The organism is Pseudomonas sp. PA-6-3C (assembly GCF_021605825.1).
Taxonomy (GTDB): domain Bacteria; phylum Pseudomonadota; class Gammaproteobacteria; order Pseudomonadales; family Pseudomonadaceae; genus Aquipseudomonas; species Aquipseudomonas edaphica.
The window spans coordinates 25,930-46,184 of record NZ_WKDV01000036.1; the positions used below are offsets into that span (position 1 = coordinate 25,930).

At 58.2% G+C, this 20,255-nt stretch carries 20 protein-coding genes and 1 pseudogene; 11 read left to right on the forward strand and 10 right to left on the reverse strand.

The features are described from left to right. Positions 1 to 4 precede the first annotated feature (4 nt). The 3 genes from GIW48_RS21730 to GIW48_RS21740 all read right to left on the reverse strand — a co-directional run bounded on the left by GIW48_RS21730 (position 5) and on the right by GIW48_RS21740 (position 4,056). The gene (locus tag GIW48_RS21730) at positions 5 to 2,491 is read right to left on the reverse strand and encodes a TonB-dependent siderophore receptor (protein WP_236461234.1); all 2,487 of its coding nucleotides are present in this window, start codon (positions 2,489 to 2,491) and stop codon (positions 5 to 7) included. Positions 2,492 to 2,597: 106 nt separating this feature from the next. Continuing rightward, a complete protein-coding gene (locus GIW48_RS21735) occupies positions 2,598 to 3,548 on the reverse strand; it encodes a FecR domain-containing protein (RefSeq protein WP_017135329.1) in 951 nt (316 codons plus the stop codon). Next, entirely contained in the window at positions 3,535 to 4,056 is a 522-nt protein-coding gene (locus tag GIW48_RS21740) for a sigma-70 family RNA polymerase sigma factor (protein ID WP_419789521.1), read from the reverse strand. Before GIW48_RS21740 ends, GIW48_RS21735 begins: the two co-directional genes overlap by 14 nt. 165 nt (positions 4,057 to 4,221) lie before the next feature. On the opposite strand from GIW48_RS21740, the gene GIW48_RS21745 reads away from it, so the two are divergent. Beyond that, positions 4,222 to 4,851 (forward strand): LysE family translocator, encoded by a 630-nt coding sequence (locus tag GIW48_RS21745; protein WP_236461231.1) that lies wholly within the window; start codon positions 4,222 to 4,224, stop codon positions 4,849 to 4,851. A gap of 50 nt (positions 4,852 to 4,901) precedes the next feature. On the opposite strand, the gene inhA is transcribed toward GIW48_RS21745, so the two are convergent. Next, complete coding sequence (inhA, locus tag GIW48_RS21750; protein ID WP_170040665.1) at positions 4,902 to 5,582, reverse strand: isonitrile hydratase; 681 nt, start codon at positions 5,580 to 5,582, stop codon at positions 4,902 to 4,904. A gap of 90 nt (positions 5,583 to 5,672) precedes the next feature. Between inhA and GIW48_RS21755 the strand changes: the two genes are divergently transcribed. Then, positions 5,673 to 6,641: a GlxA family transcriptional regulator gene (locus tag GIW48_RS21755; protein WP_017135325.1), complete on the forward strand. Its 969-nt coding sequence runs from the start codon at positions 5,673 to 5,675 to the stop codon at positions 6,639 to 6,641. Here GIW48_RS21755 and GIW48_RS21760 read toward each other — a convergent pair. The 6 genes and pseudogenes from GIW48_RS21760 to GIW48_RS21785 form a co-directional block, all read right to left on the reverse strand. Continuing rightward, entirely contained in the window at positions 6,611 to 7,537 is a 927-nt protein-coding gene (locus GIW48_RS21760; RefSeq protein WP_099550087.1) for an alpha/beta fold hydrolase, read from the reverse strand. The genes GIW48_RS21755 and GIW48_RS21760 overlap by 31 nt on opposite strands. 209 nt (positions 7,538 to 7,746) lie before the next feature. Then, positions 7,747 to 8,376: a BRCT domain-containing protein gene (locus GIW48_RS21765; RefSeq protein ID WP_138452028.1), complete on the reverse strand. Its 630-nt coding sequence runs from the start codon at positions 8,374 to 8,376 to the stop codon at positions 7,747 to 7,749. Positions 8,377 to 8,388: 12 nt separating this feature from the next. Continuing rightward, positions 8,389 to 8,629 (reverse strand): annotated as a pseudogene (locus tag GIW48_RS21770) (hypothetical protein). A gap of 56 nt (positions 8,630 to 8,685) precedes the next feature. Beyond that, entirely contained in the window at positions 8,686 to 9,234 is a 549-nt protein-coding gene (locus GIW48_RS21775) for a GNAT family N-acetyltransferase (RefSeq protein ID WP_236461230.1), read from the reverse strand. A gap of 123 nt (positions 9,235 to 9,357) precedes the next feature. Continuing rightward, positions 9,358 to 11,184, reverse strand: a complete 1,827-nt coding sequence (locus tag GIW48_RS21780) for a glycoside hydrolase family 15 protein (RefSeq protein WP_236461228.1) — start codon at positions 11,182 to 11,184, stop codon at positions 9,358 to 9,360. Next, positions 11,177 to 11,977, reverse strand: coding sequence for a glucose 1-dehydrogenase (locus GIW48_RS21785; protein ID WP_017135320.1), 801 nt, complete (start codon positions 11,975 to 11,977; stop codon positions 11,177 to 11,179). The genes GIW48_RS21780 and GIW48_RS21785 overlap by 8 nt, the downstream gene beginning before the upstream one ends. Before the next feature lie 256 nt (positions 11,978 to 12,233). Between GIW48_RS21785 and GIW48_RS21790 the strand changes: the two genes are divergently transcribed. The 9 genes from GIW48_RS21790 to GIW48_RS21830 all read left to right on the forward strand — a co-directional run bounded on the left by GIW48_RS21790 (position 12,234) and on the right by GIW48_RS21830 (position 20,166). Beyond that, positions 12,234 to 12,950 (forward strand): HAD family hydrolase, encoded by a 717-nt coding sequence (locus GIW48_RS21790; RefSeq protein ID WP_236461227.1) that lies wholly within the window; start codon positions 12,234 to 12,236, stop codon positions 12,948 to 12,950. 25 nt (positions 12,951 to 12,975) lie between these two features. After that, on the forward strand, positions 12,976 to 14,199 hold the full coding sequence (locus GIW48_RS21795; RefSeq protein WP_170040669.1) for a transaldolase family protein: 1,224 nt from the start codon (positions 12,976 to 12,978) through the stop codon (positions 14,197 to 14,199). Further along, entirely contained in the window at positions 14,196 to 14,924 is a 729-nt protein-coding gene (locus GIW48_RS21800; RefSeq protein ID WP_099550082.1) for a sulfotransferase family protein, read from the forward strand. Before GIW48_RS21795 ends, GIW48_RS21800 begins: the two co-directional genes overlap by 4 nt. A gap of 10 nt (positions 14,925 to 14,934) precedes the next feature. Beyond that, complete coding sequence (locus GIW48_RS21805; RefSeq protein WP_017135316.1) at positions 14,935 to 15,660, forward strand: SDR family oxidoreductase; 726 nt, start codon at positions 14,935 to 14,937, stop codon at positions 15,658 to 15,660. Beyond that, positions 15,657 to 16,793 (forward strand): hypothetical protein, encoded by a 1,137-nt coding sequence (locus GIW48_RS21810; protein WP_017135315.1) that lies wholly within the window; start codon positions 15,657 to 15,659, stop codon positions 16,791 to 16,793. The genes GIW48_RS21805 and GIW48_RS21810 overlap by 4 nt, the downstream gene beginning before the upstream one ends. 12 nt (positions 16,794 to 16,805) lie before the next feature. Continuing rightward, positions 16,806 to 17,576: a class I SAM-dependent methyltransferase gene (locus GIW48_RS21815; RefSeq protein WP_138454194.1), complete on the forward strand. Its 771-nt coding sequence runs from the start codon at positions 16,806 to 16,808 to the stop codon at positions 17,574 to 17,576. Between the two features lie 10 nt (positions 17,577 to 17,586). After that, positions 17,587 to 18,816, forward strand: coding sequence for an MFS transporter (locus GIW48_RS21820; protein WP_186618187.1), 1,230 nt, complete (start codon positions 17,587 to 17,589; stop codon positions 18,814 to 18,816). After that, entirely contained in the window at positions 18,813 to 19,427 is a 615-nt protein-coding gene (gene cysC / locus GIW48_RS21825) for an adenylyl-sulfate kinase (RefSeq protein WP_186618189.1), read from the forward strand. The genes GIW48_RS21820 and cysC overlap by 4 nt, the downstream gene beginning before the upstream one ends. 94 nt (positions 19,428 to 19,521) lie before the next feature. After that, positions 19,522 to 20,166, forward strand: a complete 645-nt coding sequence (locus tag GIW48_RS21830) for a CGNR zinc finger domain-containing protein (protein WP_236461689.1) — start codon at positions 19,522 to 19,524, stop codon at positions 20,164 to 20,166. Positions 20,167 to 20,255 lie beyond the last annotated feature (89 nt).

Consider the following 20,255-nt stretch of genomic DNA (forward strand, 5'->3'; position numbering starts at 1 on the left):
ATGTTTAGAAGTTGCCTTTGAGGCTCAGCGTGAGGTTGCGCGGCTCTCCATAAAGATTACCCCAGCCTGAGGTACCCACGGTCTGGTAGTAGTTTTTATCGAACAGGTTGTTGCCGTTGAGCGCCACAGTCCAGGTGTCGTCCACCTGATACGCAATGCGCGCATTCCACAACGCATACCCGGCCTGCTCCAGTTTGATGGTTTGCAGGCGGTAGTTACTGCTCTGGGCGTTGACCCCTGCGCCCACTGTCCATTTTGACAGTGCACCGTCCAACTGGTAGTCGCCCCATAAACGCAGCATATGCCGGGGTACGTAGGTGTTGGACACCGCGCCTTCGGCTGCGCTGTCGATGTTCTTCAGGTTTTTGGTTTGCGTGTAGGTGTAGCCGCCAAACACTTGCAGACGTTCAAGCAATTCGCCGCTCAGCTCGGCCTCGACCCCTTGGGCGCGAACTTTGCCAGTGTCGGTGTAGCAGTAGCCGTCGGAGGAACTGCCGCAGCGGGTGATGAAATCGGTTTGGGCGGCGTTTTTTTCGATGGCGCGAAACAGCGCCAGGGAACTGTTAAGGCGCCCGTCAAACCATTCGCCCTTGATACCCAGCTCATAATTCTCACCCATTTTCGGCTTGAGGGCCGAACCGCTGACCGTGGCGTAGGAGCTTTGTGGCTGGAAGATATCGGCGTAGCTGGCGTACACCGAAAGGTTGTCATTGAGGTCGTAGATCAGCGCGGCAAACGGCGTGACCACCCCGGTTTCCTTGGTGCGCGCATCCTGGTCGGCCCACTCGCCCCAGGCCAGGTTCAAGGACTCACGGCGGTTTTCATACCAACTGACGCGACTGCCGAGAACCAGCATCAACGGTTCGGCCAGGCGCAGGCGCAAGGTGGCGTAGGCGCCGTATTGGGTGGCGGTTTCCTTGACCGTACCGCCCCGGTACATATTCGGCCAGAAGGTGTCGTTGGCCGGCTCCGGGAAGTGGTGGTCGGGTTGATAGATGCTCTGGCGAGTCGGCAGATTCCGGATCGCGTAGACGTCGTCCTGAGTGCCACGGCTGCCGTTGGCGCCGATGATCAGTTCATGCGCCAGGCCGAAGGCTTCGAACTTGCCGTCCAGGTAGGCGTCGAGGCCGAAGTCCTTGTGATCGTAGTCCATCAGCGCGGCGTAGGAATTGGCCGTGGGCGCGGGATCACCATAGGCGATAGTGCCTTCGCTGGCGGCGTACTTGGTGTCTTGCAGGTTGCGGCTATGCACGGCGGCGACCTTGAGTTGCCAGTCGTCGTTGAAGTGGTGGGTGAGGTCGGCGAAGAAGGTGGCGCGCTGGCTTTGCCAGTCGTTCCAGGATTGGCCAAGGCAGGTGGAGCGGCTCAATTTGGCGCTCTTGCCATCCTTGTAACGCGGTAGACCGCCCCAGCACGGGCTGGCGTCGATGTCTTCGTAGCTGGCGCCCAGCCCCAGGGTGGTGTCGGGGTTGAGGTCGACATCCAGCGCGGCGTAGAAGGCCTGGTCCTTGCGTTTGGAAATATCCATGTAGGAACCGCGATCCTGCTGGCTGAATGCCGCGCGGCCGCGCACGGTGCCGCTGTCATTCAAGGGGCCGCCGGTGTCGACGTCGGCCCGGTAGTTGTCCCAGGTGCCAGCGGCCAGCGACAGGCTGGACGTCGGCTTGGCCTGGGGGCGTTTACGCACAAAATTGACGGCACCACTGGCGGTACCGGCACCCTTGAGCATGCCGGCTGCGCCCTTGAGCACTTCCACGCGGTCGTAGATCGCCATGTTGGCGCTGAAACTGTCGGCCTGTACGTAGTCTTTGCCCATGTCCAGCGGTACGCCGTCGTACTGGTATTGGCCGAGCATCTTGAAGCCACGGGAATAGAAATATTTACCGCCCATGGGGGATGCGTAGGCGGTGATTCCCGGGGTGTGTTCCATCACGTCTTCGATGGTGGTGAGGTTCTGGTCGTCCATCAATTGGCGGGTCATCACACTGACCGATTGCGGGGTTTCCCGCAGGCTGTGTTGACCTTTACCGATGGTGACCGCGCCCGTGGTGTAGGAACCGCTGCCATCGGTGGTGGCACCCAGACGCTCGCCGGTGACGGTGGTGGCGCCCAGGTTCAGCGCGCCGGTCTCGGCGATGTGTGGCAATAGCAGCCAAGTGCTTGCGCCTTGACGTTGTGCCTGCAAGCCGTGGCCACGCAAGAGTTCGCCCAAGGCTTGCTCGCGCTCATAGCGCCCGTTCAAGCCTGGGCTCGACTTGTTGGCGACGCTGGTAGCGTCGTAGGACAGGCTGATGCCGGCCTGGCGGGCGAACTGGTCCAGCACGTTGGCCAGCGCACCTGGGGCAATCTGCCAATCGCGTGCCTGGGTGTCGTTGGCGAGTGTTTCGGCCATCACGGCCAGCGGCAGGGCGCCGCCGCTCAGGCAGGCGCCCAGCAGGGCGGCCTGCACCGTGCGCTTGAGGGGGGAACGTTGGGAAGGGAACGCTTGCATGACCGCGGGATGCTCCTTTAAGGAAGTGAACAGAACCGGCCTGTTGATCGGCCTTTCCTTACAGGTCGAGCGGCAATGAGAAATAACCTCATTTATTTTTTATGCACTAAGCGCGGGACGTAACCGTCACCCAATAACGGCTGCGATAGGTGACGTTCACCGCCAGCGACTGAGCCACCAGGTTGAGCACCTGGTCGGTGTCATCCAACTGGTAAGTGCCCGATACGCGCAACCCGGCCACGGCCTCGCTGCAGCGCACCAAACCGTTGCGGTAGCGGCTCAGCTCGGCGAGGAAATCATCCAGGCGCATGTTGTGGGCGCTGATCACGCCGTCGCTCCAGGCCCAGGGATCCAGGCCGTTGGCGATCGGTGGGCGCAGGTGGGTGCGGTCGAACAGCACCTGTTCGCCGGGGTTGATCAATTGGCGCGCGCTGCTGTCGTGCAGGTCGGCATACACCGCCACGCTGCCTTGTTGCACGGCGAGCAACGTGCCTTGGCCTTCTTCGCGCACCAGAAAGCGCGTGCCGAGGGCACGCAGGTAGCCGTCACGGGTTTGCACCCAGAACGGTCGACTGTCGGCGCCGGTGTTGATCAGCATTTCACCCTGGCGCAGGTGGACCCGGCGCCGTTCGGTACTGAGCGCAACATCGATCGCACTGGCGCTGTTGAGCTGGATATGGCTGCCATCGTTGAGCGTCACCCAGCGTCGCTCGCCAGTGGCGGTGCGGTAGTCGGCCATCAGCACGGGCAGGGGTGTGTAGTCGCGCCCGAGCCAGGCGAGGCCGGCGGCGCCGGCAAACAGGCCCAGCACCTTCAAGGTGTCACGGCGGCTGATGCGTTGGCGTGCGCCGTTGAGGGCATGGCGCCCGGCACCGGCGGGCACGTGGCTGAACTCATCGCTCATGGTGGCCACCCGTTGCCACACCCGTTGGTGCTCGGGGCTGCTCTGCAGCCACTGTTCGAACGCAGCAGTGCTGACGTCATCGGCGATGTTGAAACGCAGCCGGATCATCCACTGGATGGCCTGGTCGACCAGGCGCGGGTCAAAGTTCGGCATAACGTAACCGGTAGCAGGCATGCAGGGCTTTGGCCAGATCGCGCTCAACCGTGGCCTTGGACACGCCCAAACGCAGGGCAATTTGTGCGCAGGTCAGGCCGTCCAGTTGCGCCAGCAAAAACGCTTCGCGCACCCGTGGCTTGAGCTGGTCGAGCAAGCGGTCGATGCGCTCCAGGCTGTCAAGGATCAACAGGCGGGTTTCTTCCGACGGCACATCCACTTGCGGGAAGTGCGCCAGGCTTTCAAGGTAGGCGCGCTCCAGCTCGCGGCGCCGGTACTGGTCGATCATCAGGCTGCGCGCAATGCTGCTCAGGTAGGCGCGCGGTTGTTGCAAGGTCTGTTGTTTGCGCGCGTTGAGCAGCCGCACAAAGGTTTCCTGCGCCAGGTCAGCGGCATGTTCACGACAGCCCGTGCGCCGGCTCAACCAGCCGCGCAACCAGGAAGAATGGGCATGGTAGAGCTGGCCGATAGCGGCAGAGTCCAGAGGATGGTCGCTCAACAGGGGCATCCTGACGCAGGGTCTTATTGATAATGTTTCGCATTCTAATCGTTGGTTGTGGCAATGAGCAATCACCCGACATGACCGTTGGCGAAGAATGTATCCAGCACAATTTTTTGTTGCCGCACGGCGCGCCGTTTAATCTGCAGGCTTTCTCTGGTGGAGGGCTTGAGCATGATCGACCTTGCAACCCTTGCGGTGTTTTCCGGCGCTGTTTTGCTGTTGCTGCTGTCGCCGGGGCCGAACATGGCGTTTGTGATCAGCCATGGCGTGAGTTATGGCTGGCGCGGTGGCGTGGCTTCAAGCCTGGGGATCTGCGTGGCGGATTTGCTGTTGACCGCCTTGACGGCGAGCGGGGTCACCGCCTTGGTCGCCAGTTGGCCGCCGGCGTTTGATTTGATTCGTTACGCCGGGGTGATCTACCTGCTGTGGCTGGTGTTCAAGACCTTGCAAAAAAACACCGGCCTGGACATGAGCCAGGTCCGGCGCGTGCGTTTACGGCATGTGTTTGTGCAGGCCATGCTCAACAGTTTGCTCAACCCTAAGGCGTTGCTGTTTTTCATGGTGTTTCTGCCCCAATTCGTCAGGCCCGAGGCCGGCTCCATTGCGGTGCAGCTGTGGGTGCTGGGCGGCGTTCTGACCCTGAACGCCGGGGTTTTCCACGTCTTGCTGGGCGTTTTTGGCGGGGCGATCAGCCGAGTGTTTGCGGGCAGCAGCCACAGCGCCAGGCTGCAGAAATGGGGCCTGGCGACCGTGCTGACGCTATTGGCGGCGCGGTTGGCGTTTATGTCCCGGCCTGCCTGACCCACCGCCATTACAGCACTACCGCCACAGAATTTGCTGCGCAGGTGCCATCAGCCCAACCGCGCCGCCGCCCGCGCCACAATTTCACCGCGCACCCGACGCGATTCCGCCGTGCGCTTGTGGGCTTCTTCCAGCACATGTTCAGGCGCGGTGCTCGGGCTGCCCGCGTCAAACGGCGGTGCCGGCGCGTATTCGATCTGCAACTGCACCAGCTGTGCGGCGGCTTCACTGTACAGCTCGGCGGCCAGGGTCAGTGCGAAATCGATCCCCGCAGTAATCCCGCCACCGGTGAACAGGTTGCCGTCACGCACCACGCGCGCTTGCACCGGGATGGCGCCCAGCGGGGCGAGCAGGTCGTGGTAGGCCCAGTGCGTGGTGGCCTTGCGGCCGCGCAGCAAACCGGCCGCGCCGAGCACCAGTGAGCCGGTGCATACCGAGGTCACGTAGCGGGCGGTCTGCGCCTGGGCTTTGAGGAAGTCGAGTGTTTGCGGGTCTTCCATCAAGGCACCGACGCCGGAGCCGCCGGGCACGCACAGCACATCCAGGCGCGGGCAGTCGGCATACGTCATGGTCGGAGTGAACACCAGTCCGGTGCTGGAGGTGATCGGTGCCAGGTCTTTCCACACCAGATGCAGCTTCACATCCGGCAGCGACCCCAGCACGTCATAGGGGCCGGTAAGGTCAAGCTGCTGGATACCGGGGAACAACAGAAAACCGATCTGCAAGGTCATGAATCAAGCTCCGATAAAGGGGTGGACGGCTTCACTGTAGAGGCCTAGGCTTTGGCGAATACGCCATTGAGCCCACAAATCACGCCAATCATGACCCGGATCATCCACGTTCTCGCTTTTGAAAATGCCCAAGTGCTCGACGTGACCGGGCCGTTGCAGGTGTTCGCCTCAACCAATGACCTGGCGCGCCAGCGCGGCCTGCCGTTGCCTTACGCGGTTTCGGTGGTCGCCGCGCAGGATGCGCCGGTGATGACCTCCGCCGGCCTGGCGTTGGTGGCCGAGCCGCTGCCCGCGCTGGATACACCCTGCGACACATTGGTGATCGCAGGCGGCTGGGGCGTGTATGGCGCTGCCGAAGACCCCGCGTTGGTGCAGTGGGTGCGCGAAAAGGCCAGGCACACACGGCGCATGACGTCGGTGTGCACCGGGGCTTTTTTGCTCGCCGCCAGCGGCTTGCTCGACGGCTGCCGCGTGGCCACCCACTGGACGCGCTGTGAAGAGCTGGCGCGCAAGTTTCCCGCGCTGACGGTGGAGTCCAACCCGATCTTTATCCAGCAAGGTGCGGTGTGGACCTCCGCCGGTGTCACCGCCGGCATCGACCTGTGCCTGGCCCTGGTGGAAGAAGACCTGGGCCGCGCCGTCGCCCTTGAAGTGGCGCGGCATTTGGTGGTGTTCCTCAAGCGTCCGGGCGGGCAATCGCAATTCAGCGCGACGTTATCGCTGCAAAAGGGCGACAGCCGTTTTGCCGACTTGCACGCCTGGATGGCCGAAAACCTTACCCTGGATTTGAACATCGCCACGTTGGCCGCTCAGGCTGGCATGAGCGAGCGCAGTTTTGTGCGCCACTACCGCACCGAAACCGGCCAAACCCCGGCACGCGCCGTCGAACTGATCCGCGTGGAAACGGCGCGGCGGCAGTTGGCCGACAGCACGGCGTCAATCAAACGCATTGCCGTGCAGTGCGGGTTCGGCTGCGAAGAAACCTTGCGCCGCAGCTTTCTGCGCGCGTTATCGGTGACGCCCCAGGCTTACCGCGAACGCTTTTCGCCGGTGTCGTGAGCGAGCAGTTCAAACAGCGCCTCAAGGGTCACCTGCGGCGCTTCCTGGAACACATTGTGGCCAACGCCCGGCAACACCTGGCGCCGATACTCGCCGCTGAAGCACGCCACATCGTCGTCCTCGACCGGGGCCGGGCCGACGCCATCATCGGCACCGCACAGCGAAATGCTCGGCACCGAGATCGGCGGTTGCAGCGCCAGTGCCTGTTCGATCGCTTCCAACGCCGGGTCGCCGGGGGCGTACATGAAGCGATGGCGATAGGAGTGAATGACCACCTCGACAAAATCCGGGTTATCAAATGACGGCGCGGTCTTGGCGTAGAGGCTCGGCCCTTCGGCCCAGGTCGGCGACCACAGCTTCCACAGCAGCTCGCACAGCTCGCGGCGATTGGCAGTCAAACCGTCCACACCGCGCTGGGTGTGAAAGTAAAACTGATACCACAAGCGATGCTCTGTCTCGGGCGCACCCGGCTTGAGTGAGTTGGCGATGTCCTGAATGTTATAGCCATCTCCCGTCACCAACCCACGTACGCGCTCGGGCCACAGCGCGGCGACGATACACGCGGCGCGGCCACCCCAGTCATATCCCGCCAAAGTGGCTTGCGGGATGTGAAGGGCATCCATGAAGTCCAGCAAATCCTTGGCCAACGCCGCCTGTTGGCCGGAGCGCATGACCTGCTCATTGATAAACCGCGTCGGGCCATAGCCGCGCAGGTAAGGCACCAGCACGCGGTAGCCACGCTCGGCCAGCACCGGCGCGATGTCATCGTAGCCACGCGGGTCGTAGGGGAAACCGTGCAGCAGGATAATCGGCGCGCCGCCTTCGGGGCCGTGGGCTTCATAGGCCACGTCGAGCATGGAGGTGCGCACGTAGAGCAGCTGGGCGAGTGGGTTCATGGTGTAAATACCAAATGATTGATCGAACGATAGATACCTGTGGCGAGCGAGCTTGCTCGCCACAGGTCAGGGTCAGGCCAACGTTGCTGGAACTCTAGCTCAAGCCGATGACGGTGCATTGCACGCTTGAAGTCAGTTGCCTGACTTGTCTAGCCCGTCGGTTGCGGTGCGCCAGTCTGGGACGTGAATGAGGATGGAAATGATGGGATTCAACCGAACACCACCTGTTGCCAGTGGCTTTCGCTGATGATTGCGATGGGAACGCCGCTGTTTCGCAACGCCACTGCTTTCTTGATTTTCGTACCGTAGGAACTGTGGAGCCACTGCTCATTGCCAATGCTGCCCACCACCAGGAAATGGACTTTTTTACTAACAGAGTTTCCGATCACGCCTCCTCGTTCGAGTACGAGCGACTCGCAGTCTTTGCGAGGGCCGTATGCCATGACTCCTGTAAACAGGAAAACCCTGCCCTGCCAATCGAGCTCAGGAACCGGGTCGTTCAACGGCAGGCTGCTAACGCCTGTCGTGCGCTGAGGCGCCCCAATTGGAAGGCCCGAGAATTGATGCAGCATTTCCAATAGCTCGTTCGACTCATCTTCATCCAGCACACCGTCGCTCAGCATATTGGCGAGACGTTGATAAAGAATGTTAACGACCGGATCTTCAAGTTGTATCAGATGGGTCTCTATCCAAGTTTTGAGAAACTCGGCTTCCCTTTGGTTGATTTTTCCATCAGCCGTCAAGCCGGCGGTAATCCCGACCAATGCATCGGCAGAGCGTCGGTCAATACGTGCCTGGTGAAAGAAAATGCTTCGCTCGAATTCCTTATGAAGATCCATGCGTCCTGCTCCTTAACCTTCAGATTCCGTGGTCTGATTGATGTACTTCGCTTTGTCGGGCGTGAACGTAACCATCATGTGAGTACGCGAGCACGTTTTAGGGACCTCCTGCGCAGGATCAATATCCAGTTGCCAGTGCCCGACCAACCTCCCAACATTTGATCAAGCCTTTATCGTAGCTTTCCCACGTTTCGCTCCAGCTCAATATAGGTCGGATCGGTGTGCTTACATCTCTTTCTAGGCACAGGATCATATTCATTCCTTGAATATCAGGGCGCGTTAAGTGGCATCGGTATCGTTATAGGCCTCTCAGTGGTTGTCTATACACTCTTGCGCCAATAACCCCAGCACCCTCAGGTCATGCCGCTGGCCATTCCAGAACCCTGCGTCTCGTAATGTGCCTTCGGTTTTAAAACCCAGGCGTTTCAATAGCGCTACAGAAGCAGTGTTCTGCGGGTGCACCAAGGCTTCGACGCGATGCAACTGCATATGCTCAAAGCCCCAATCGAGCATGGCCTGCAAGGCTTCGCTCATCAAGCCCTGCCCACGAGCAGCAGGTGCCAGCTCGCAGGACAAAGCGCAACTGTTCCAGGCGCGGTTCCACTTGAACAGGCCGCAGTTGCCGATCAACTTGCCTTGGTGTTCAAGGCCCCAACGTGTGCCTGGGTTTGGGTGGGTGCGCCACTGGGCGAACGTTTCGATCAGGGCTTCGGCCTGGGGGAGGTCAGTCATCGGGTCGGCGCCGAACCAGCGTATGCTCGCGGCATCCGCGTGGATGGCGAACAGCGCGGGGGCGTCGCTCACTTGCAGTTCTCGCAGGTGCAGGCGCGGGGTAGCGAGGGCAGGAAATCCGCTCATGGCGCTAGTGTCGCGAAAACCGGCTCGCGATCAATGATTTTGGCAAAAGCATGCCACCCCATATCTGCCTCCAAGTTTTCCGAGCAGTCTAACGACGGGACTGCCCATTGTGCACAGCCCACCTCAGGGTTGCCACACGGTCTTTTCCCCACTGAGCTTACGGTCCAAAAACGTCGCCGCACTGATCAATGCCAGGTGGCTCAGCGCCTGGGGCGTATTGCCCAGGTGACGGGCCTGGCTGTCGAACTCTTCGGCGTACAGGCCCAGTGGGTTGGCGTAGCGCAGCAGTTGTTCGAATTCCAGGTGGGCTTTCTCCACTTGGCCGGCGCGGGCCAGGCATTCGACGTACCAGAACGAGCACGCAGTAAAGGCGCCTTCGGTGCCTTGCAGGCCGTCGATCTGGCTGTCGTCGTTGCGGTAGCGATAGACCATGCCGTCACGCACCAGGCTTTTCTGGATTGCTTGGAGGGTCGACAGCCAGCGCGGGTCGGTGGCCGCGACGAAGCGCACCAGCGGCATCAGCAGCATCGAGCCATCCAGTGCGGTGCTGCCGATATGTTGCACAAAGTGCCCGCGCTCTTCGTTCCAGAAATTGCTCCAGATATCGGCGTAGATGGCCTGACGGGTCTGGTCCCAGCGTGCGAATGGGGCCGGCAGCGAGCGTTTTGAGGCCAGGCGGATTGCGCGGTCCAGCGCCACCCAGCACATCAGCCGCGAATGCAGGAAGTGATGCTGCTCGCCGCGCATCTCCCAAATCCCGACATCTTTCTGGTTCCAGATTTCGCAGACCTGGTCGGCCACTTCCACCGTGTGTTTCCAGCCTTCGTGGGAAATCGCCTCGCCATATTTGTTAACCAGGTACACCGCGTCCATCAGCTCGCCGTAGATATCCAACTGGATCTGGTCGAACGCCTCATTGCCGACGCGCACCGGCTTGGCGCCGCCGTGCCCGGTCAAGTGATCGAGTGTGGTTTCCGGCAGCTCCTGGCGCCCATCAATGCCGTAGAGGATATTGATTTTGGTCGGCTGGCCGCAGCAATCGCTGACTCGGCCTTTGAGCCAGCGCATGTAGCTGTTGGCTTCCTCGACAAAGCCCAGGCGCATAAACGCGTAAACGGTGAACGAGGCGTCGCGGATCCATGTGTAGCGGTAATCCCAGTTGCGTTCGCCGCCGGGTGATTCCGGCAGGCCGAAGGTGGCGGCAGCGATGATTGCGCCGTGTTTGCGTGAGGTCAAAAGCTTCAAGGCCAATGCCGAGCGGTTGACCATTTCACGCCAGCGCCCACGGTAATTGGATTGCGCGATCCAGCCGCGCCAGAACTTCAGAGTGCGTTCCAGGTACAGGTCGGTGCAGTCATTGGTGACGCGTGGGTCGTCGGCGCCACCGAGGACAAATTCGGCGCCTTCCTCCTGGCTCAGGCTAAAGCTTGCGACTGCCGCGTGGTCTTCGAGGTTCAGCGGATGGCTACCGACCAGGCGCAGGGCGGGCTGGCCGTCAGCCGTAAACAGCACGCCATCGTTATCGGCCTTCGCTTGGGTCGCTGCGCGGGCGTAGTCATGGCGCACGGCGCAGCGCAGGTGAAGGGTCGCTTTGCCACTGACCACACGCACGCGGCGAATCAGCAGCGGCAGTTCATCGACGTCTTCGCTGACGGTCAGCAGGTCGGTGATTTCTACCACCGCTTCATCACTCAGCCAGCGGGTTTGCAGCACATTGGTGTCGGGCAGGTAGATTTGCTCGCGGCGTGCGTTGGGCAGGTCGGGGGTGAGTTGGAAAACACCGGCTTCGGGCGTGTCCAGCAGTGAGCAGAAGATTGATGGACTGTCGAATTCCGGCCAGCAGAAAAAATCGATGCTGCCTGTGTCGTTCACCAGTGCCGCGCTGCGCATATCGCCGATGATGCCATGGGCATCGATGGCGCTTTGGGGTTCGTTCTTGAAATCAACCATTGCCACGAAACTCCGGATAAAGGCTCATGCCGCCATCAATAAACAAGGTGCTGCCCACCACGTAGTCGGAGGCATCACTGGCCAGCCAGACCACCGCATTGGCCACGTCTTCCACGTCGCCTACGCGGCCGTAGGGAATCAACTTGAGCAATTCTTTTTCAGCCGCGCCTTCAGTGGCCGCACGGTTGATTGCCGTGCGAATCGCCCCTGGCGCGATGCCATTGATGCGGATGCGCTGTTCACTGACTTCCTGGGCGAGGGTGCGCATCAGCATCTCCACGCCGCCCTTGGAGGCTGCGTAGTTCACATGCCCGGCCCACGGGATGACCTGGTGCACCGAACTCATATGGATGATTTTGCCGGCCGCCCGCGAGACGCCGTCGCGAATGCCTTGGCGATTGAAGATCCGCACGGCGGCGCGGGCGCACAGGAACTGGCCGGTGAGGTTGACGCCGATCACGGTGTTCCAATCGTCGAGGGTCATGTCGACCAGATTGGCGTCTTTTTGCAGGCCCGAGTTGGCCACCAGAATGTCCAGGTGACCGAAGGCCTCAAGGGTCTGGGCGAACAGGCGCTCCACGTCGGCTTCTTTGGACACGTCACCGCCGATGGCAATTGCCCGCCCGCCGCCTGCGTTGATCTGCGCAGCGAGGGCTTCGGCTGGCGCCGCCTGGGAGTTGTAGTTGAGCACCACGGCCGCGCCGGCTTCGGCCAACGCCTTGGCTGCGCCTGCGCCGATGCCGGAACTGGCGCCGGTGACCAGGGCCACTTGTTGCTGCAAGGAGATCTGCATTGCCCACCCACCGTTCTATGAGAGTCCTTTGTGCTGACTGACACGTGTCGGTAGAAGTTCAGCAGTCGCAAATGGGTTTTTCGATTGAAGCGCTTAGCTTTTAGGAATAAAAAACACAATATAGATAATTAAAAGTAATTAATAAACCGCTAAAAATCGTTTGACAGGATTTTTCTCTAGGCGTCTTATAAGCACACCTAAATGTGCTCCGCTGGTAGTTCAGAAGTCATCGCGGATATACCTATAAGAGATGCCCATGTACCCATTGGCCTTTATAGGGGAACTACCAGTTCAGGAGGCTGCGCCTGTCCGCGTGGGCGTGCCTAAGTTAGTGATCTTCGACTGCGACGGTGTACTTGTACACAGCGAAGAAATCACCCTGTCTGTATTGATCTCCCTGCTGAATGAACAAGCACGTCGTGACGCACCAGAGGCTACGGGCCTTGACTTAGTAGAATTTATTGAGCGCTTTCGTGGGCGCAAGATTGCCGACTGCTTACGTGAAGCTGAACGGGTATTGAGTATTTGCCTGGACAGTCAGTTTGAAGAAGCTTTCCGTCAGCGTGCACGGATCGATTTGACGGCGCAGTTAAAACCTACCGATGGAATAAGAGAAGTACTGGAGGGCCTGACGCGACCTTTTTGCGTAGCCTCCAGTGCGCCCCGTAATAAAATAGAACACTGTTTACGTCTCACGGGACTGTTGTCTTATTTTGACGGGCACATATTCAGTTGTTATGAGTTAGGGCGTTGGAAACCAGACCCTTTAGTATTTTTAACGGCGTGCGCTGCTTATAACGTCGACCCCCGTGATGCATTGGTTATTGAAGACAGTGTTGCCGGCATTCGCGCGGCGGTTGCGGCGAATATAAGCGTGTTGGGTTTTGGGCCCGTGGACCGACATTTAATTTTGGCTGATGCCGGGGCGTTGCCTTTTTCCAATATGCGTGAATTACGCAAGGCGCTAGCGTGATATGACTACTCAGGGAGGAGGCGTTGTGAAGACTTCAGGTTATACAGAGCGGCTAAAGGGTAATGATCAACGTTCGGAGGTCTGGTGGGATTCGTCGCCTGCCGTCTATGTGCCTTATAAGAAACACTTGCTTGAAAAATACCCGGCAGCGTCTGGCTGCATAGAGCAGTTAATGCCAGACACATTTTCGCAACCCGGTGGGTTCAGCAATGTGACGACAAACCCTCGACTGGTCACTGCGGTGATTCTTGAAAAACGCGAGTATTGGTTGTCGCGGTTTAATCTTGCCAAACTGGCGCCCCAAGAGTTGCGCAGGAAACTGTACGACGAAGTGATCGTGCAGGGGGCTGCGGACCTGAAGCAACGCTGGGTTCAATCCGGGCAGTGTGAAGGCTGGATTAGCGCTCAAGTTGATCCGGTCGATGTGCGCTGCGCTGAACGCATGACTGCCAGGGGAGTGGCGCTGCGTCAGTTGTCTGCGAATGTGATGGTGAAGGTCCCCGCAAGCCAGGAAGGCCTTACGACTGTCGAGCACTTAGTGGCGCAAGGAAGTTCTCTCAACATCACGTTCTGCTTCACTGTTTCGCAATTCAAGGCAGGCATCCAGGCAATAGAGCGTGGAAGGGTGACTGCACGCAGCAAGGGTGTTGACACAAGCCATTGCAAGTACGTGATCACGTTCATGATCGGCCGCTTCGCCTGTCAACCCGAGCTTGCGTTACAAGCGGCGGAGCGTGGCCTGACGCTGAGTCCAGAGGATCTGCGCTGGGCCGAGTTGCTGGTTTATGAGCAGATACAGGCGCTGGTCTCGGCGTCTTCCGTTCCTGTCAAAACCCTGCTTTCCAGTATAAAAGTCGATGTCGACGAGCGTGGAAACAAGCATTGCTGGCACTTGGAGAAGACCGGCTTGTCGGCGACGTGCTACACACTGACGCCGGAGGTGGTTGAGTTTTTGATTGAGCGCGAAAGTCGCGGTAAACCTGTATTTCCTGCAGGGGAACCCTTGAAGCCCCCGGCTTCGACGCTCTCGAAGTTGTTTCGTATTCCGTACTTCTGCGAAGCCTACTGCCTGGACGGCATTGAACCTTATGACTTTTGCAATCATGAGGCTTTTATCAACACGTGCAATGAGGCCAACAGTGCGCACCGACGCTTGGCCGATTTTTGCACTCGACTCTGCCCCCCTGTGCACGCTTTCAGTCGCTCGCTCAGTGCGATCATGGCGGCCGAATATGGGGTGCTCGTATGAACAAGATGGTCGGGTTATGGGCGCACCCCCGTTCTCGTTCAACGGTGTTGGAGCGCGTGTTTATCGAGCGCAAAGACTTTGAAGTCTTCCACGAGCCGTTTGCTCATATGGCATTTTCTGCAGACTCTGCCATTCCTTCGGATGAATGGGATCATAGTTTTCCAACCACGTATCAGGGCATAAAAGAACGACTGGTCAAGGCCAGGGAGACGGCCAGCGTATTTCACAAAGACATGTGTTATCACTGCCTCGATGACTTAAAAGTAGACGTGGACTTTCTGGCGCAACAAGACAATATCTTTCTTATTCGGGAGCCCGCCAGCAGCATTCTTTCGCATTATCGAATACACCCCAACATGCCGTTGCAAGCCATCGGGCATAAAGCCTTGTATGAGATCTTTTGTGTGGTCACCAAACTCACCGGCAAAGTGCCCTATGTGATTAATGCTGATGACCTGGCGGCAGCGCCGGAGCGCGTGATTGGCAAACTGTGTGACTATTTGGATATTGAATTTCTGCCGCAAGCCATGGTGTGGAAACGCGAGTGCCCTCCGCAATGGAAAACCTGGCGAAGTTGGCACGTCGCCGCAGAAAACAGTGAGTGCATTATTTCGTCGAGTAAGACTCAGCCCGATAAAGAGGTTCTCGATAATACGCCAGCGTTAAAAGCGATGTATGACTATCACCGGGTTTTTTACGCGCGCATGAACGAATTCTGTCAATAGGAAACAGGGCATGAAAAAATTGATTATTACCGGTGCCGCTAATGGAATTGGTAGGGCGACACTGGAGCAGGCGATTGTTGATGGTTACTTTGTGATTGCCGTCGATAAGGACGTGGATGCGCTCAACACCTTGCAACAGACTTACAGTGCGAGTGTATTAGAGACACAGGTTGCCGATCTTTCCAGTGACGCTGTGATCAAGGGCTTTATTCCAAGCCTGTATGAGCGTCATGCCACTATCTATGGGTTAATTAATAATGCAGGGCTGTATCACGGCAAAAGCATTTATGCCTATTCCGATAACGAAGTGGATGAAATGCTTAACGTTAACCTTAAAGCCTTGGTTTACCTTTCCAAAGATTTCGCCGAACGCGAAATGAAGCACGAAGCACCGCGCAGCATCGTCAATATCACCTCAGTGGCAGGGGAAGTGGGCAGTTGTGATGCCCTGTACGGCGCCACGAAGGCTGCAGTGATCGGTTTGACCAAGGCCAATGCCTGGAACTTCGCCCCTTTTGTGCGGGTAAACGCGGTGTCTCCGGCACTGATTCACGACACGGCCATCTACGACACTATTCCTGAATATCGGCGGGCTGAATACGCGCGCCAGGAAATTCTTAAAGACCCCATCCTGCCCAGTGGTGTTGCTGAGGTCATTTTGCTGTTGGTCGGTGAAGGTTTTCGTCATATGACCGGCAAGGTTATCCCGGTTGATAACGGAGCCTACCCACGGTGAGCCAGCCCATACCGAAGAAAAAGTTGCTGTTGGTGGGCGCAGGTAATTTGTGCCTGCACATTCTCAAGATTCTGGCGCCCAGGAACAGGTTCGAGTTTGTCGTGCTGGGGCGCAACGAAGAAATGACCATCCGGATGTGTAACCTGGTGACGCTGTCGTGCGCACAACTGGAGCAGTATGTTGCTATCTCGCCAGTGATCGCGGACTTGACGGATATCGGCAGCGTTACCCAAGTGCTTCGGGAACATGCGCCGGACATCATCGTGAACTGCGCCTCGTTGCAGTCATGGAGAGTGATCACCGGGTTGCCCAAACACTCGTTCGAACAACTTGACCAGGCACAGTTCGGTCCCTGGTTACCCATGCACCTGACACTGATGCATGACTTGATGCAGGCAGTGAAGGCTTCCGGTATCACGACCCTGACCGTCAATGCGGCCTTTCCTGACGCCGTCAATCCGATTCTGGCCAGGGTCGGTCTGGCCCCTGACATCGGGGTGGGTAATGTCGCCAACCTGATTCCGGCCGTGCGTTTCTCCATCGCGCGGTTGCTGAAGTGTTCTCCCGCTGACGTGGAGGTGATGCTGTATGCCCAGCATTATTTCAGCCACTACGTGCCACGGGGCGGACGGCCCCCGCGTGCCAGCTATCGCTTGTTGTATGAGGTTCGCGGCCGGCGCGAAGTCGCTCGTCTGTCCGATGAGGTGATTTTTTCTACGGTGAAATCCGAGTTTCGTCGCTTGGGCGGGGTTGATGGGCAGTTTCTAACCGCGTGTTCTGCGGTCACCGTGATCGAAGGGCTGTTCTCACCGACGCCGGTACTGGTGCACGCGCCCGGTCCGTTGGGGCTTCCGGGCGGCTATCCGGTCTGGCTTCAGGACGGACGCATCAATGTGCAGTTCTCCGACAAATGCCCCTACGACGACGCGGTGCGCCTTAACAGCATTTGCCAAAGCCACGACGGTATCGACGAAATCCATTGTGACGGCTCGGTCACCTTCAACCCCAGGTGCATGGCAATCATGCAGACGATGCTGGGGTACTCCAAGGACATCATGTCGGTTCGGCAGTCCGCGGACTGTGCTCGGGAGTTGGCGGGAAAGTACCTGTCTTTCAAGAATTCAATCGGCTAGGAGCGGTGTGCCATGAGTCAAATCCTGGGGTATGAACACGAGGAAGTAGCCAATTACTCAACTCAATATTCGTCGGACTTTGTCGAGCGCTGGGACGCGTTGATTGATTGGGAAAAAAGAAAGGCCGGCGAGAAGGGGTTCTTTGAGCAGTTGCTGAAAAGTCACGGTGTGAGATCGGTGCTGGATGTATCCACGGGCAGTGGTTTTCATGCCGTACAACTCACACAGGCAGGTTTCAAGGTGGTCGCTACGGACGGTAGCGGCACGATGTTGAAAAAAGCCCGGCAGAACTTCCTTGAACGTGAATTGGCTATTGAATCCCACCATATGGAGTGGCTTGACCTCGACCCGGACGTGCTGGGCACGTTCGATGCCGTAGTGTGCCTGGGCAGTTCACTGTGCCATGTGTTTGAGGCGCACGACCGCATGAGCGTGCTGCGCAAGTTCAGGGCATTGCTCAAGCCAGGCGGTGTGTTGATTGTTGATCAGCGTAATTTTTTTGCTATCCGCGCGGGCAACTTCAAATCCAGCGGCAATTATTATTACTGCGGGGCCAGTGCGTCGGTCAGCCTGGGAAGGGTCGATGCACAGGTGTGCGAGTTCATTTACGACTTTGAAGATAAACAACGCTACAGCCTGAAAGTGTATCCGTTATTACCCAAGGAACTGGCCGACGAGATTCAGGCTAGCGGCTTCTCTGCCCATGAAGATTACGGTGATTTTCAGCGTGACTTCGACAGGATGAATTGTGATTTTGTCATCCACACCGCCCGCGCCGTGTGAGGGCGTCATGATGAGCACACTCGTACAGAATAATTCTCGCGCGCTGGACAGCGTGGTGCTGGCAGTCGTACTGACAGGGTTTGTGGCCAGTACCTATGGATTCGGCGTTTACTTGTTCGCCAACCTGGTCGTTGATATGCGCCGAGATATCGGCTTTGACTACACCACTGTGGGCTTGATCACCGGCGGCGCACAGATCGGCTTTCTGCTGTTTTCTTCGGTCACCAGTTACATCAGCCGTTTTTTCGAAGGTTGGAAAATCAGCCTGGTATCCACCGTGGTGACGTCTCTGGCCCTGCTGGGCTTGAGCGTCAGCGACAGCATTTGGTTGTCGGGTGGGTTGTTGATTTTGCTGGGAGGGTGCTCCGCTTCGGTTTACATCCCGCTGGCAGAAATCGTCACCAAGGGTTTCAGTCCAGGTAATCGCTCCCGGGTCATGGGGCTGATCTCCAGTGGCACCAGCTATGGCGTGTTCATCAACGGGTTACTGGTGTCGTTTCTCACCTTGCAGGGTGGCTGGCGCTCGATCTGGTTGACCGCCGGCCTTGTGTCATTGGGCCTCTGTTTCGTGGCCTGGTTTCTGTTGCGTAACATGGGGGCGGAGCAGGCGGCTGGTTTTTCAGGTGAGCGCTCGCGGTCGCTCGATGGCCACACGCCATGGCTGAGCCGTTCGCTGTACCTGATCTGGGGCATCGCCTTTCTCAATGGGATGGCACTGCTGCCGTTTCAGACTTACCTGGCACCTTACCTGCGCGATGAATTAGGCGTTTCGGTACAGGACGCAGGGTTTATCTGGACGACGATCGGCGCTGTGGGGATGGCGTCGGGCTTTTTGGTGGGGTGGGTTGCGGACAAAGTGGGTGCCAGGGCGGCCTTGGCCATGTGCTTTCTGAGTGCGGGTCTGGCAGCCATGCTGGTGTTCAGTTTTAACGCTATCGCGTTGTTCTATTTGGCGGCTTTTTTGTTTGCGCTGGCGTTCTACCCTATCTTCGGGCTGGTCCCCAGCTATATCGGACAAATCGTTCCGGTCAACCGGCTGACGCAGGCATTTGGCATTGCCAATGTGCTGATTGGCCTGGGTGGCGTGTGCGGTAACTTTCTGGGCGGGCTGTCCAAAGACCTGACAGGGTCGTTCGCGACAGTCTATTGGGTGGTTTCGCTGCTTCTGTTATTGCAATGCGTGATGGTGTTCATGTTGGGCAAACAGCCTGTTTCGCTGACGGAGGGAGAACGGTCATGAGCTATTTTCCACAGGGCCCACAACAGAATTTGCATGAGTTTGCGTTCAGCCACGCGCGTGCCGAACAGTCACTTATGAAGCAAATACCTAGGGTCATTTGGATGACTGGCCTTTCTGCCTCCGGGAAATCGACCATTGCCGATGCGCTGGATATTGCCTTAAGGGCCCAAGGCCGGTTTACCTGCATCATTGACGGCGATTCGGTACGCAGTGGGCTTTGTCGTGACTTGGGGTTTACCGACAGTGATCGGGATGAAAACATTCGGCGGGTCGCTGAGGTGGCGGGTTTGATGGTGGAGGCGGGACTTATCGTCATTGTCGCGCTGATCTCGCCGTCATCGGCCAGTCGGCATTACGCGCGCTCGATTATTGGCAACGACCATTTTGTAGAAGTCCACGTGGATGCCCCACTGGCAACTGTCGAACAGCGGGACCCTAAAGGTTTGTATAAAAAGGCGCGATCCGGGCTGCTCAAGAACTTTACGGGTATTGATTCGAACTACGACACTCCACTGTTTCCTGAAGTGCATCTGCAGACCCACGTGTTTTCGGTTGAACAATCGGTCGGGATCATTCTTGATTGGATGGCGCGTGCGCAGGCCCCTGCTTAGCCATTGGTCTTCCAGCTACGGGGTGGCGACTTCGACTCCAAGAAACGAGGTATTCTCTGCCAAGGCAGAGCGTGCAGGTTTTTCGGGAGTTGGAATGACACATTTCACGGGCACTGCAAAATCAATCCGGCTGATCGGCGGCGCCCGGGTATTGGATTTTATCAATACCACTAATGGGCGCAGGCCGTATTCCACACTTAAGGTGACGGAAGAGCGGCTCACCAGTTTTAAGTTCTTCATTGAGTGGGCATTACACGCCTCTTTGCTCTCTGAGCAAGAGTACGATGCATACTCGCCTATGGTGTTTGACTCGCCTATATCCTTCCAGCCAGACCTGGACGCTGTTATTGCATTCAGAGAGCGTCTGTACGGCGTCTTCCACAACCTGTCATTACGCCAGAACGTCACCGATGAGGCATTACAGCAGATCAATCTGCACTACCAGCAGGGCACGGCGTGGCGAGTGTTGCGCTCCATCGACGGGGTGCCCGCGTGGGGCTGGCGCACCTGCAGCTCTGCGCAAGAGTTGACGTCGATGCTGATAGCGCGCCTGGCCACAGACGCGACGCAACTGCTGGTATCGAGCCAGCTTCACGCGTTGAGGAGCTGCAGTTGTACCGATTGCGATTGGATATTTCTCGACCTCTCCAAAAGTAAACAACGCAAATGGTGCCAGATGAGTGTGTGTGGCAGTCGAGAGAAGCTGAGCCGACTCAAACAGGTGGCCGGTCATCTTTAGTTGCAACGCAGTAAGGCGAGCGATGGGAAGCAATTGCTCCGCTTAATAGGAAGCATTACTATTCACGCCCCGCCTCCCAGTGCTCACGC

Bases quoted from the DNA above. Each gene is read 5' to 3' on its own strand.
- GIW48_RS21820 (WP_186618187.1), top strand. From the start codon at position 17,587: ATGAGCACACTCGTACAGAATAATTCTCGCGCGCTGGACAGCGTGGTG.
- GIW48_RS21745 (WP_236461231.1), top strand. From the start codon at position 4,222: ATGATCGACCTTGCAACCCTTGCGGTGTTTTCCGGCGCTGTTTTGCTG.
- GIW48_RS21805 (WP_017135316.1), top strand. From the start codon at position 14,935: ATGAAAAAATTGATTATTACCGGTGCCGCTAATGGAATTGGTAGGGCG.
- GIW48_RS21760 (WP_099550087.1), bottom strand. From the start codon at position 7,537: ATGAACCCACTCGCCCAGCTGCTCTACGTGCGCACCTCCATGCTCGAC.
- GIW48_RS21790 (WP_236461227.1), top strand. From the start codon at position 12,234: ATGTACCCATTGGCCTTTATAGGGGAACTACCAGTTCAGGAGGCTGCG.
- GIW48_RS21765 (WP_138452028.1), bottom strand. From the start codon at position 8,376: ATGGATCTTCATAAGGAATTCGAGCGAAGCATTTTCTTTCACCAGGCA.
- GIW48_RS21740 (WP_419789521.1), bottom strand. From the start codon at position 4,056: ATGCCCCTGTTGAGCGACCATCCTCTGGACTCTGCCGCTATCGGCCAG.
- inhA (WP_170040665.1), bottom strand. From the start codon at position 5,582: ATGACCTTGCAGATCGGTTTTCTGTTGTTCCCCGGTATCCAGCAGCTT.
- GIW48_RS21735 (WP_017135329.1), bottom strand. From the start codon at position 3,548: ATGCCGAACTTTGACCCGCGCCTGGTCGACCAGGCCATCCAGTGGATG.
- GIW48_RS21755 (WP_017135325.1), top strand. From the start codon at position 5,673: ATGACCCGGATCATCCACGTTCTCGCTTTTGAAAATGCCCAAGTGCTC.
- GIW48_RS21830 (WP_236461689.1), top strand. From the start codon at position 19,522: ATGACACATTTCACGGGCACTGCAAAATCAATCCGGCTGATCGGCGGC.
- GIW48_RS21800 (WP_099550082.1), top strand. From the start codon at position 14,196: ATGAACAAGATGGTCGGGTTATGGGCGCACCCCCGTTCTCGTTCAACG.
- GIW48_RS21815 (WP_138454194.1), top strand. From the start codon at position 16,806: ATGAGTCAAATCCTGGGGTATGAACACGAGGAAGTAGCCAATTACTCA.
- GIW48_RS21730 (WP_236461234.1), bottom strand. From the start codon at position 2,491: ATGCAAGCGTTCCCTTCCCAACGTTCCCCCCTCAAGCGCACGGTGCAG.
- GIW48_RS21780 (WP_236461228.1), bottom strand. From the start codon at position 11,184: ATGGTTGATTTCAAGAACGAACCCCAAAGCGCCATCGATGCCCATGGC.
- GIW48_RS21775 (WP_236461230.1), bottom strand. From the start codon at position 9,234: ATGAGCGGATTTCCTGCCCTCGCTACCCCGCGCCTGCACCTGCGAGAA.
- GIW48_RS21785 (WP_017135320.1), bottom strand. From the start codon at position 11,977: ATGCAGATCTCCTTGCAGCAACAAGTGGCCCTGGTCACCGGCGCCAGT.
- cysC (WP_186618189.1), top strand. From the start codon at position 18,813: ATGAGCTATTTTCCACAGGGCCCACAACAGAATTTGCATGAGTTTGCG.